10 protein-coding genes and 1 pseudogene are annotated in these 12867 nt (G+C 71.6%); all 11 read right to left on the reverse strand.

Going from position 1 to position 12867, the window contains the following annotated elements; translation table 11 throughout:
* A partial coding sequence (locus tag BH719_RS09505; RefSeq protein WP_034255152.1) for a DNA translocase FtsK 4TM domain-containing protein occupies positions 1-727 on the reverse strand: 727 nt, incomplete at its 3' end.
* Positions 728-808: 81 nt separating this feature from the next.
* Complete coding sequence (locus BH719_RS02175) at positions 809-1717, reverse strand: PfkB family carbohydrate kinase (protein ID WP_009743102.1); 909 nt, start codon at positions 1715-1717, stop codon at positions 809-811.
* 111 nt (positions 1718-1828) lie between these two features.
* Entirely contained in the window at positions 1829-3520 is a 1692-nt protein-coding gene (locus BH719_RS02180) for a ribonuclease J (protein WP_009743103.1), read from the reverse strand.
* Between the two features lie 80 nt (positions 3521-3600).
* Complete coding sequence (gene dapA, locus BH719_RS02185; protein ID WP_034219602.1) at positions 3601-4497, reverse strand: 4-hydroxy-tetrahydrodipicolinate synthase; 897 nt, start codon at positions 4495-4497, stop codon at positions 3601-3603.
* A 1026-nt stretch (positions 4498-5523) separates the two neighbouring features.
* The gene (locus BH719_RS02190; RefSeq protein WP_009743105.1) at positions 5524-6147 is read right to left on the reverse strand and encodes an N-acetyltransferase; all 624 of its coding nucleotides are present in this window, start codon (positions 6145-6147) and stop codon (positions 5524-5526) included.
* A 71-nt stretch (positions 6148-6218) separates the two neighbouring features.
* Positions 6219-6959 (reverse strand): 4-hydroxy-tetrahydrodipicolinate reductase, encoded by a 741-nt coding sequence (dapB, locus tag BH719_RS02195; RefSeq protein WP_009743106.1) that lies wholly within the window; start codon positions 6957-6959, stop codon positions 6219-6221.
* A gap of 12 nt (positions 6960-6971) precedes the next feature.
* Positions 6972-8312: a M16 family metallopeptidase gene (locus BH719_RS02200; RefSeq protein ID WP_009743107.1), complete on the reverse strand. Its 1341-nt coding sequence runs from the start codon at positions 8310-8312 to the stop codon at positions 6972-6974.
* 106 nt (positions 8313-8418) lie between these two features.
* Positions 8419-10776, reverse strand: a complete 2358-nt coding sequence (locus BH719_RS02205; protein WP_009743108.1) for a polyribonucleotide nucleotidyltransferase — start codon at positions 10774-10776, stop codon at positions 8419-8421.
* A gap of 210 nt (positions 10777-10986) precedes the next feature.
* Positions 10987-11256 (reverse strand): 30S ribosomal protein S15, encoded by a 270-nt coding sequence (rpsO, locus tag BH719_RS02210; RefSeq protein ID WP_005867417.1) that lies wholly within the window; start codon positions 11254-11256, stop codon positions 10987-10989.
* Between the two features lie 160 nt (positions 11257-11416).
* Complete coding sequence (locus BH719_RS02215; RefSeq protein WP_009743109.1) at positions 11417-12406, reverse strand: bifunctional riboflavin kinase/FAD synthetase; 990 nt, start codon at positions 12404-12406, stop codon at positions 11417-11419.
* Positions 12403-12867: pseudogene (locus tag BH719_RS09990) on the reverse strand (tRNA pseudouridine(55) synthase TruB); the annotation flags it as partial. The pseudogene BH719_RS09990 and the gene BH719_RS02215, both read right to left, overlap by 4 nt.

Genomic DNA, 12867 nt, shown 5'->3' on the forward strand with positions numbered 1-12867 from the left:
CGCCTTGGGAGCCGTCACCCGGGGCTCCGGGAGCGGGGTCCGCCCCGTGCTTGCGGGCCAGCGCGGCGCGCGCCTCCCGCAGGCGCGCGGGCACCTCGGCGACCCGGGTGCGCGTGGCCAGCAGGACCGAGTAGAGGAGCAGGAGGACCAGGATCGCGGCGGCGCCCCACACGGACAGCAGCAGCGACAGGGGGCGCGCGATGAACCACCCGGTGATGCCGCCCGCCTGCTCCACGGCCGCGAAGGGATCGATGGAGGGATTGCCGCGCGAGACATGCACCAGGCCCGTCAGGGAGAAGGCCACGCCCACTCCCCCGGCGACGTGGTGGGGGACGGCGGACTTGCCCGAGCGGGCGCGCACGAGCTCCACGGAGAAGGCCACGAGGACCAGGGGGAGCACCACGGAGAAGATGCCGACCAGCCCGGCGGCGCTGTGGTGGATGAAGTCGCCGGCCTCGCCGGAGATCTGGAACCACTCGCGCAGGGCGACGACGATCGCGATGGCGACCAGCACGAAGGCCAGGGCGTCGCGCTTGAGCTGGGCGTCCGTCGCCCTCCACGCGGCGGCGCACCGCACGGCCCCGCGCCCGATCGCCGAGAACACGCGGGCTAGCAGGCCCGGCGCGGTGCTGGCCGACGAGGCGGGGGCCGGCTGCGCGCCCTTCGGGGAACGGGGCCTGGCGGGCTTCTTCTTGGGGGACGCGGAACGGTTCGACTGGTTGGCCATGATGCTCTGACGCTACTCTCACACGACGGGAAAACCTTGTAGGCGCGCCGAAAACCCGGTTCCTTCCAGCGCGCGCGGCCCTCAGGGGCGCAACGGGACGACGGTCGAGACGACGCCGCTCTCCAGCACCGCCTCGACCTGCTGGAGTGTGGGGACGGGCAGCGCGGACGGATGGGAGAGGGTGATCGCCGCCCCGGCGTTCGCCATGAGGCAGGCGTCAGCGAGCTCGTAGCCCATCAGGAGCCCCGCGCACATCTCCGCGATGTGGGTGTCCCCCACGCCGGCGGTGTCGGCGGTCGTCGTCTGGAAGGCGGGGATGTGGACGAAGGGGGCGTCACGGGCCTCCTGGAGTTCGCACCCCATGGACCCGAGGCGGCGCACCGTGGCGGCCCCGGGCCGCATGAGGTCCCGGATGGTCGTCCCTCCGCGGTAGCCGGCCAGGATCGATGTCAGGGTCGTCGCCTCGCGCACGTTCATGGTGACGATGTCCGCCCGGCCCAACAGGTTCCGCCACGCCTCGACGGGGACCTGCTCGACCGCCGGGGAGATCGACACGACCAGGGTCACCGACTCGGGCAGCTCCGAGCCCCATTCGGAGAGCACCTTCGCCGAGTGCGGGTTCGTGAGGTCAGAGGCGGCGACGTGGATCGTGTCCCCGGGCTGGAGGATGATCCGGTCGAGGACCGCGCGGGAGGGCTCGGACTCGACGCCCGCGGTCACCACCGAGGTCATCGATCCATCCTCGACGATCAACTGGATGACCACGCCGATGTCCCCGACCAGTTCCGGCGTGAGGACGGAGACGCCCGCCTCGACCAGCTGCTGGCGGACCGTGAACGAGTTGGGGCCCGTCCCCAGGGGGGAGGCCATCGCGGCGGGGACGCCCATCGCCGCCGCCGCGCTCAGCGTCGTGAAGCCGCCGCCCGGGCGCGAGCTCGCGGCGTCGGCGTGGACGGAGCCGCCCCTGCCGGGCATGTACGCGATGTGCATCGGCAGCACAAGAGCCACGGAATGAGTCGAGATGAAACGTCCAGCCACTCATGCCCCCTCGTATTGGAATCCGTCCGGCGACCCGCCCCGCGCCGGTGCGCGGGGGCGCCGCTACTGCTCGGTCACCACTGGGACGATCATAGGCCGCCTGCGCAGGCGCCGCGCGACCCAGCGGCCGATCACGCGCCGCATGGCCTGCTGCAGGACGTAGGGGTCCTGCCCGCCCGGGGCGGCCGCGTCCTTGAGCGCCGAGGCGACGTCGGGCAGGATCTCGTCGAACACGGAGTCGTCCTCGGCCATCCCGATGGCGCGGATGGTCGGCCCGGCCAGGACCGTTCCCGAATCGTGCTCGACGACAGCGAAGATCGAGATGAAGCCCTCCGCGCCCAGGGTGCGCCGGGTCTCGAGCTCGTCCTCGGAGATCTCGCCGATGGAGCGCCCGTCCACGTAGACGTACTCGCAGGGCACCACGCCGGACACGCGGGCGGTGCCGTCCTTGACGTCGACGGTGACCCCGTCCTCCGCCAGGACCACGGACTCGGGGCTGATGCCCGTCTTCACCGCGAGCTGCCCGTTGCCCACCAGGTGGCGCACCTCGCCGTGGATCGGCATGACGTTCTTGGGCTGGATGATGTTGTAGCAGTAGATGAGCTCGCCCGCGCTGGCGTGTCCGGAGACGTGGACCTTCGCGTTCTCCTTCGACACGACCCGGGCGCCCAGGCGCGTGAGGTCGTTGATGACCCGGTACACGGAGTTCTCGTTCCCGGGGATCAGCGAGGACGCCAGGACCACCATGTCCCCCGCTCCGATTGTGACCGTCTTGTGGGAGCCGACCGACATGCGCGACAGGGCCGCCATGGGCTCGCCCTGGGAACCGGTCGCCATGTACACGCGTTGGGAGGGGGGCAGCTGGTCGATCTCCTTGAGGTCGACGACCACGCCCTCGGGGATGGCCAGGTGGCCCTTCTCCTCCGCGATGCGCATATTGCGCTCCATGGACCGGCCCACCAGCGCCACGCGGCGCCCGTGGTGGTGGGCGGCATTGATGACCTGCTGGACGCGGTGGACGTGGGAGGCGAAGGACGCGACGACGATCTGCCCGGTGGCCTCGCCGAACACCTGGTCCAGGACGGGGCCGATCTCGCGCTCGGGCGTGATGAAACCGGGGACCAGGGCGTTCGTGGAGTCCACCATGAACAGGTCCACGCCCTCCTCGCCCATCCGCGCGAAGGCGCGCAGGTCCGTCAGGCGGCGGTCCAGGGGCAGCTGGTCCATCTTGAAGTCGCCGGTGATGAGGATCTTCGCGGCGCTGGTGCGCACGAACACTGCGAGGGCGTCGGGGATGGAGTGGGTGACGGAGACGAACTCCAGGTCGAAGGGGCCCACTGCCAGACGGTCGCCTTCCGCGACGACGTTCAGGCCGGGGTCGCTCAGACGGTGCTCGCGCAGCTTGGGGGCCACGAACGCCAGGGTCAGGTCGGAGCCGTAGATCGGGATGTCGCCCCGCAGCTTGAGCAGGTACGGCACAGCACCGATGTGGTCCTCGTGGCCGTGGGTGAGGACCAGGCCGACGACGTCGTCCATCCGCTCCTCGATCCACGAGAAGTCGGGCAGGATCAGGTCCACGCCGGGCTGGGTCTCCTCCGGGAAGAGGACACCGCAGTCGACGACCAGGAGTTTGCCTTCGAACTCGAGGACGTTCATGTTGCGCCCCACCTCGCCGAGGCCGCCCAGCGGGATGACGCGCAGCGCCCCCTTCTCCAGGGGCGCGGGTTCGCTGAGGTTCTCGTACAGGGGATTCATACGTTCAAGTCTGCCATGCCTGGGGGCGCCTTTATCGCGCGGGGACTCGTTCACCGGGGTCGAAACCCTCACATTCGTGTCTAGAGCGCGCCCTGGGCGACCAGTGCCGCCCGAAGGGCCTCGACCTCGGAGTCGGAGACGCCGACCAGCGGGAGGCGCACAGCGGGCGCGTCGATGACGCCCTGGAGCCACAGCGCGTACTTCGCCATGACGGCCCCCTGGCCGCTGCCCATGATCGCGCGCACGAGGGGGCGCAGCCGGTAGGACAGCTCGCGCGCCTCCCACACCTGGTCGGAGTCGAGCAACTCGATCATGCGGCGGTACTGCGCGGCCGCCACGTGGGAGACCACGGACACGAACCCGGATGCGCCCCCGGTCATCCACGCGAAGTTGAGGGCGTCGTCGCCCGAGTAGTACTCCAGGCCGGTGCGGTGCATGCGGTCCACGCCCGTCTCAACGTCCCCGGTGGCGTCTTTGACGCCCTTGATCCGCGGGTGGGAGGCCAGGGCGTCCAGGGTGCCGTCGGAGAAGGCGATTCCGGTGCGGCCGGGGATGTCGTAGAGCATGACCGGCAGATCGGTGGCGTTGGCGACTTCCAGGACATGGGCTCGCAGCCCCTCCTGGGAGGGCCTGTTGTAGTAGGGGGAGACGACCAGCAGCCCATCGGCCCCGTGCTCCTGGGCGCCCTCGGCGATGCGCACCGCGTGGGCGGTGTCGTTGGAGCAGGCCCCGCACAGGATGAAAGCGCGGTCGCCCACCGCCTCGCGCACCGCGTCGGTGAGGTCGTTCTTCTCGGGCTGGTGGGTCGTGGGGGACTCCCCGGTGGTGCCGGAGAGCAGTATGGTGTCGCAGCCGTCGTCGACCAGCGCCCTAGCCAAACGCGCAGCGGATTCGCAGTCGAGGGAGCCGTCCGCCTTCATGGGGGTCACCATCGCGGTGGCGAGCGAGCCGAAGAGCCTTGGGGGAATCATCGTCATACCCTTGACCATACCTTTACCCGGGGGCGCGCGTCTGGGACTTCCGCGCCTCGGAACGCCCGCAGGGCCCCGGATCGGCGGACGAGGCCGGGGCGGGGCGGTCCCACTGCGCCCTGCGGTCGCGGCCGGGACGGTGAACGGGGGCGGGGGCCGACGGGGCCGGAAGGTCCTGCCATGCCCTGCGGACGGGGCCGGGACGGTGAACGGGGGCGGGCGGTCCCACTGCGCCCTGCGGTCGGGGCAAGCGCCGGGGCCGGGTCTCATGGTCGGGGGCCGACGGGGCCGAAAGGTCCTGCCATGCCCTGCGGACGGGCCAGGCGGTCCCGCCGCGCTCCGCGGACGGACGGCGCAAGCACCGAGCCGGGCGGGCCTCGTCGAGTCACATCTTGGAAGCGGCCCGTTTCATGACGACGCACGGGCACTTCTGCAAGCGATATCACATTTTACAGGAGCACCGCCGCCTTGCGAGCGCCATAACACTCGCAGAGCGTGGTGTCGCTGCGTAGTCGCGGTACCACTGTGAGAACCGGGCCAACTGCACGCCCCCCGGCGCGCTCCCTCATACGAGGCCCCCTTCAACGCCTCCCGGTCAGGCTGGCGACGCGGGCGGCCCGGCACGCTCTTTCATACGAGGACCCCGTCAGCGCCGCCACGGGCGTCCCTCCCGGGCCAAGTTGACGCATCGGGGGCAGGAAAGCCTCATTGGGGCAGGAAACCACCCATTGGAGCAGGCAATTTGCCTACCCCAATGCACCGTTGCCTACCCCGATGCCGCATTGCCCACCCTGTTGCCTACCCCAATGCACCGTTGCCTACCCCGATGCGGGCACGCGCCCTACCCCAATGCGCCGTTGCCTACCCCAATGCCGCACTGCTGGCCCCCGTTGCCTACCCCAATGCGCCGTTGCCTACCCCAATGCCGCATTGCCCACCCTGTTGCCTACCCCAATGCCGCACTGCTGACCCCCGTTGCCTTCCCCAACGCACGATTGCCCCACCCCGGATGCCGGGTATGGGCACCCGGGCCTACTCTGCTCGCGCCCACCACAGGTGCTGCGTGTGCCCGTCGCCGATGGTGCGTCCTGCCCCGGCGGGTGCGAAACCCGCTGAGGAGAAGAAGCGCTGGCGGGCCTCGTCGCGGGCGTCGATCCACACCCGCATCGCCCCGCCGACGAGGTCGGCGACTGCGGCCAGCATGCGCGATCCGTGGCCCGAACGGCAGAAACGCGGTTCCACGACGAGCTCGTAGATCTGAGTGGGCACTGCCGCGGGGACCCCGCCCGTCTGAACCGGCGCCGCGCCCGGCGGACCACCAGCAGCGCCCGCTTGACCCCGGACAGCGCCCGGCGGACCACCAGCAGCGCCCGACTGACCCCGAACAGCGCCCGGCGGGCCACCAGCAGCGCCCGACTGACCCCGATCAGCGCCCGCCTCGTCGTCCGGGCCGGCCAGGGCGAATCCGACGACGCTGTTGCCGTGGAGGGCCACCACGAGCGCGGCGGAAGCGGGGCGCGGGGAGGACAGGGCGGCCTCCCACCCGGCCCGCAGCCGCTCCTCGCTCAGCCCCTGCGCCGCGAGCTCCTCCCCTGTGAGGAGGGCCCGCCACGCCCCCCACTGGAGGGCGGCGATGGCGCGCTCGTCCCCGGGCACGGCGGGGCGGACGGAAGTGTCGGGATGGGAGCGGGGCCCCCCGCTCCGGCGCGGGCCCCCGCTCCCCCGGCTCACAGGCCCATCACCGATTCGATGCCCACGGTGAGGCCGGGCCTGGAGGAGACCCTCCGCACCGCGAGCAGCACGCCGGGCATGAAGGAGACGCGGTCGAAGGAGTCGGTGCGGATCACCAGCTGCTCCCCGGGGTTGCCCAGCAGCACTTCCTCGGAGGCCGTCAGCCCGCGCAGGCGCACCGCGTGGACGGGAACGCCGTCGATCCTGGCCCCGCGCGCGCCGTGCGGGTCGGACTCGGTGGCGTCGGGCACGTCCCCGAGGCCGGCGGCCCCACGGGCTCGCGCGATGCCGCGGGCCGTCGCGATTGCGGTCCCCGAGGGGGCGTCCACCTTGTCCGGGTGGTGCATCTCCACGACCTCGGCGGACTCGAAGAAGGGCGCCGCGATCTGGGCGAAGCGCATCGCCAGGACGGCTCCGATCGCGAAGTTCGGGGCGATGAGGACCGAGCGCCCGGCATCCTCGGCGTGGGCGCGCACCCGCGCGTAGGCGTCGTCGTCCCAGCCGGTGGTGCCCACCACGGCGTCCACGCCCGCGTCCAGCAGCGCGTGGACATTGGCCTCCGACGAGGCGGGGGACGTGAACTCGACGGCCACCTCAGCCCCTCCCAGGGACTCGCGCGAGATGGCGTCGCCCGCGTCGAGGCGCGCCACGACCTCCATGTCCGCGCAGGCCCCGACGGCCTCGACCACCGCGGTCCCCATGCGCCCGGAGGCTCCGATCACAGCAACGCGTTTCATAATGTTCTCCTTCTAGTGGGTGTGGGTGGTGGCGGGCTCCCACTGGCGCGGGAGCACGACGGCCCGCGCCCTCAGGCGCGCCGCCAAGCGGGAGGCCAGGGAGCGCACCTGCTGGGCGTCCACGGATTCTATGTCGCGCAGCGTCTCCTCGACGACGCGGTAGCGCCCCATGATCTCCGAGCGCCCCAGGCGCATCATCCGGGACCAGTTGTCCTCCAGGCCCAGTACCAGTCCCCCGCGGACCTGCCCGCGCACCCGGGCCATCTCCTCGTCGGAGGGGCCCTGGGTGGCGAGGTCCTCCAGTTGGGCGCGCATGATGGCCTCCACTTCGGGGACCGAGCCGGGGCTGGTGCCCGCGTACATGCCGAAGGAGCCCGTGTCGGAGTAGGGGGAGGCGAAGGCGTAGGTCGTGTAGGCGAGGCCCCGTTTCTCGCGGATCTCCTGGAAGAGGCGCGAGGACATCGACCCGCCCAGCACGGACAGCAGGACGTGCATGACGGGCGTCTCCTCGTCGGTGGCCCGCAGGCCCTCGCACCCCAGGACCACGTGCGCCTGGCCCACGTCCCGGCGGCGCTCGACGACGCCCTCCCCCGCGCTGCCCGCCCCCTCGGGGGCGGCGGTGGGGCGCCTGGGGCGCGGGGGGCGGGGCGCGGTCGACCACTGCGAGGCGGCCAGTGCCCCGTCGACGCGCTCCACGAGCTCGTCGTGGTCGACGTTGCCGGACGCCACGACGATCAGCGAGGGGCAACCGTAGTTCGACTGGTAGTGCTCCCACACGTCGTCGCGCCCGACCGCACGGATGGCGTCGGCGGTCCCGCCGACCGGCCTGCCGATGGGCGTGTCGCCGTGGACCGCCAGTTGGAAGGCGTCGTGGACGACCTCCACGGGGTTGTCGTCCCCCATCGCCAGCTCGTCGAGGATGACGCCCCGCTCCGTGTCGAAGTCCGCGGGATCCAGAACGGAGCCCGTCACCATATCGACGAGGACGTCGATCGCCGTGCCCAGGTCGGCGTCGCGCACGCGCGCCCAGTACGCCGTGTGCTCGCGCCCGGTCTCGGCGTTGGACTCCCCGCCGACCGAGTCGAAGGCGACCGCGATGTCGAGCGCCGAGCGCCGGGCCGTGCCCTTGAAGAGCAGGTGCTCGAGGAAATGCGTGGACCCGGCGCGGGCGGGCTCCTCGTCGCGCGAGCCGACGGGCACCCACAGGGACGCGCTCACCGACTGGGCGGCCGGGACCCGCTGCGTGAGGACCCTGACGCCGGTGCTCCCGATCGACCGGTGGATCCGGGTGTCGCCGTCGTCGAAGGACAGGGACGCGGCGTCCGGAGTGAGCGGAAGGGCGATGGGGGGCATGGGACTCCTAGTCGGTCGACGGCCTCGCCGGGAGGCCCAAGGGGAACGGGGTGTGGGGCGGACCGGCGTCCACCCCACACCCCTCAAAGCGTGGCGTTGCGCCCGCTCACTCGTCGGATGCGCCCTCCTCGCGGGTGGCCTCGGACTCGTCCTCGCGGCGGCGGCGGGTGCGAGTGCGGGGGCGGCGCTCGCGCCGCTCGGAGCGGTCGCGCCTCTCAGCGCGCTCGCGCCGCTCGGACTCGGCGGGGGCCTCCAGGTCGCCCGCCTCGCCGTCGATGACGGCGTGGAGGCTGAGCTTGCCGCGGTCGCCGATCTCGTTGATCTCGACCTCGACCTGCTGGCCGACCTGCAGGACGTCATCGACCGATTCGATGCGCTTGCCGCCGACGAGGCGGCGGACCTGCGAGATGTGCAGCAGGCCGTCCTTGCCGGGGGTCAGCGACACGAAGGCCCCGAAGGACGTGGTCTTGACGACGGTGCCGACGAAGCGCTCGCCGACCTCGGGCATCTGCGGGTTCGCGATCTGGTTGATCGTGGTGCGCGCGGCCTCCGCGGAGGCGCCGTCGGAGGAGGCGATGTACACGGTGCCGTCGTCCTCGATGGTGATGTCGGCGCCCGTGTCGTCCTGGATCTGGTTGATCATCTTGCCCTTGGGGCCGATGACCTCGCCGATCTTGTCGACGGGGACCTTCACGGTGATGATGCGCGGCGCGTTGGGGCTCATCTCGTCGGGGCCGTCGATGGCCTGGTTGATGAGGTCGAGGATCGCCAGGCGCGCGTCGCGGGCCTGGCCCAGGGCGGCGCGCAGCAGCTGGGAGTCGATGCCGTCCAGCTTGGTGTCCAGCTGCAGGGCGGTGATGAAGTCGCGGGTGCCGGCGACCTTGAAGTCCATGTCGCCGAATCCGTCCTCGGCGCCCAGGATGTCGGTGAGGGTGACCGCCTTGGGCTGGCCGTCGACCTCGCCGGTCATCAGGCCCATCGCGATGCCCGCGACCGGGGCGCGCAGGGGGACGCCCGCCTGCAGCAGGGACAGGGTGGAGGCGCACACCGAGCCCATCGACGAGGAGCCGTTGGAGCCCATCGTCTCGGAGACCTGGCGGATGGCGTAGGGGAACTCCTCGCGCGTGGGCAGGACGGGGACGAGGGCGCGCTCGGCCAGGTCGCCGTGGCCGATCTCGCGGCGCTTGGGCGAGCCGACGCGGCCCACCTCGCCGGTGGAGAAGGGCGCGAAGTTGTACTGGTGCATGTAGCGCTTGGAGTTGACGGGCGACAGGTTGTCGATCTGCTGCTCCATGCGCAGCATCGCCAGGGTCGTCACGCCCAGGATCTGGGTCTCGCCGCGCTGGAAGAGCGCGGAGCCGTGCACGCGCGGCAGCACCTCGACCTCGGCGGACAGGGAGCGGATCTGGCGGGGGGTGCGCCCGTCCATGCGGATCTCGTCGCGCAGGGTGCGCGCGCGGATCGTGGCCTTCTCCAGGGAGCGGAACGCGGCCTTGAGGTTCTTCTCGCCCTCGGGGAAGCGATCCGCGAGCGCGGCCAGCATCTCCTCCTTGACGGCGTCGACGGCGCCGTCGCGGGCGAGCTTGCCCTCGGTGAGCAGGGCCTCGGCCAGTTTGCCGCCCACGCACTCCTCGACGGCGGAGTACTCCTCGTCGGTGTAGTCCAGGAACAGCGGGAACTCGGCGGTCTCCTTCGAGGCCTTCGCGGCGACCTCGAGCTGGGCCCGGCACAGGGCCTTGATGAAGGGCTTGGCGGCCTCGAGGCCGTCGGCGACGACCTCCTCGGTGGGGGCGGTGGCCCCCGCCTGGATGAGCTCCCACTCGTTCTTGCCGCCGCCGGCCTCGACCATCATGATGGCGACGTCCTCGGAGCCGTCGTCCTTGGTGACGATGCGCCCGGCGACGACGATGTTGAAGACGGAGCGCTCCAGCTCGCTCCAGCGCGGGAAGGCGACCCACTGGCCGTCGACGAGGGCCAGGCGGGTGCCGCCGATGGGGCCTGTGAAGGGCAGGCCCGCGATCTGGGTGGACATGGAGGCGGCGTTGATGGCCAGGACGTCGTAGGCGTCGTCCGGGTCGATGGTGAGCACGGTCTCGACGACCTGGACCTCGTTGCGCAGGCCCTTGACGAAGCCGGGGCGCAGGGGGCGGTCGATGAGGCGGGCGGCCAGGATGGCCTCGGTGCCCGGGCGGCCCTCGCGGCGGAAGAAGGAGCCGGGGATGCGCCCGGCGGCGTAGGCCCGCTCCTCGACGTCGACCGTGAGGGGGAAGAAGTCGAACTGGTCCTTGGGGTTCTTGCCGACCGTCGTGGCCGACAGGACGGTGGTGGCGTCGTCGAGGTAGGCCAGCGCGGAGCCTGCGGCCTGCCGGGCGAGGCGGCCCGTCTCGAATCGGATGGTGCGCTTGCCGAAGCGGCCGTTGTCGATGACAGCTTCGGCTGCGACGATGTCAGAGCCTTCCATCATGGGGCGTTTCTCCTTGGTTCGTTGGTGTCGCGCTCCACTTCGGCCTTCGATCGAAGCCCACGGAGCCACCGGGGGGTTCCGTGAGCCACTGTCGAAAACCGTCAGCTTGCGCGCGGGTTGGCGTGCGCCCTTCGATCGGGCGCGGGATCGCCGGGCACGGCCCGGCACGAGAAAGCGGCCCGACTCCTTGGGGAGCCGGGCCGGAGCGGGTCAGCGGCGCAGGCCGAGGCGCTCGATGAGCGAGCGGTAGCGCTCGATGTCGATGTCGGCCAAGTAGCCCAGCAGGCGACGGCGGCGCCCGACCAGCAGCAGCAGGCCGCGGCGGGAGTGGTGGTCGTGCTTGTGGGTCTTGAAGTGCTCGGTGAGGTCCTTGATCCGCTGGGTGAGCAGTGCGATCTGCACCTCGGGGGAGCCGGTGTCGCCCTCGTGGGTGGCGTACTCGGCGACGATCTGGTCCTTGACGTCCTTGCTCAGCGGCACAGGCTTCTCCTCAATTCGTTGCACGGGGCGGCGGGGCTATTTCCCGCGGCTGACGGTCCGCGGCCGATCGACGGCTCAATAAGAGTAGCACGTGTGACTATTGCGACCACGCGGCTGCGACGAAGGACACCATCGGGCGCACAGGGACATCAGCATTCTACTAGAGCGCCGTGACCGAGTCGGGATCAACGCGCCCGGCGGGGCCGATGCCCAGGACCGACGCCGTTTGCCGCAGGTCATCGTCCATTTGGGCGAGCAGCTCCTCCAGCGAGGAGAACGCGAGCATCGGGCGGATCCGCGACACGAAGGTGACGGCGATCCGCTCCCCGTAGAGGTTGAGATCACTTCTTCCGAGGACGTGCGCCTCGACCGTGCGTTCCGTCGCGCCGAATTGCGGGTTGGTCCCCACGGAGATGGCGGCGGGCAGGAACTCGGCGCTCAGCGTGCCCGGGACGTTGCGCACCAGCCAGCCCGCGTACACCCCGTCGCCCGGGACGACGCCCTCGATCCCACTGGCCAGGTTCGCGGTGGGGAAGCCCAGCGCCCGCCCCCGTTTGAAGCCGTGCTCCACGGTGCCGCGTATGCGGTGCAAGTGCCCCAGCACCCGCGCGGCTCCGGCGACATCGCCCTCGGCCAGCAGGGAGCGCACCCACGACGAGGACCACCGCCGCCCCTCGGGGGCCTCGATGTCCGTCACCATGACCACGTCGAAGCCGAGGCCGCGCCCCAGGTCCCGCAGGGTGTCGATGGTCCCGGCGTTCGCCCGCCCGAAGCGGAAGTCCTCGCCGACCACCACCTCGACGGCGCCCATGCGGTCGACGACGTACTCCTGGATGAACTCGTCGGGCTCCATGGAGTAGAGGTTCACGTCGTAGTGGGCCACGAGCACCGCGTCCAGTCCGGCGGCGGCCATCGCGTCGAGGCGGTCGCGCAGGGGCGAGATGAGCTGGACCCCGGCCTCGGGCTTGTGGACCTGCAGCGGGTGCGGGTCGAAGGTGATGGCGACGGCGTCGACGCCGCGCCTGCGGGCGCGCTCGACGCAGGTGGAGACGACTTTCTTGTGCCCGTTGTGCATGCCGTCGAAGTTCCCGATGGTCACGACTGAGCGCTGCGCGCCCGGGATCTCGGCGAGCGAGTGCCAGATTCTCATTGCGCTGCCCCTTCTTCCGCTGTTCCTTCTGCCCCCGGTCCCGCGAACACGGCCAGCGCCCTCAACCGGTCGCCACTGCGCCCCACCAGGCCCACGACCCGCCCGTCGGGAGCGGCTGCGGCCAACGGCCCCTCGCCGTCCGGGAGCGCTGCGCGCGCCGGCGCCTGCCCGTGCGCGAACGCCGCCGCCTCGCGCGCGTCGAGGCCGATCACCGGGAACATCGCCCGGGCCGCCTCGCCCAGGGGGATCAGGGGCACGGTGGGCCGCTCGGGGTCGCCGCAGGCCCCCGCGTCGAACTGCTCGAGTGTGAGCGCGTCCCCGATCCCGAACCGCCCCACCCGGGTGCGGCGCAGGCGCACCAGGTGCGCGCCGCAGCCCAGGGCGGTCCCCGCGTCGCGGGCCAGGGCCCTGATGTAGGTGCCCGAGGAGCACTCGACCACGACGTCCACGTCGACGACGGG

Origin of the sequence: Pauljensenia hongkongensis (genome assembly GCF_001746855.1) — a bacterium.
GTDB classification, from domain to species: domain Bacteria; phylum Actinomycetota; class Actinomycetes; order Actinomycetales; family Actinomycetaceae; genus Pauljensenia; species Pauljensenia hongkongensis.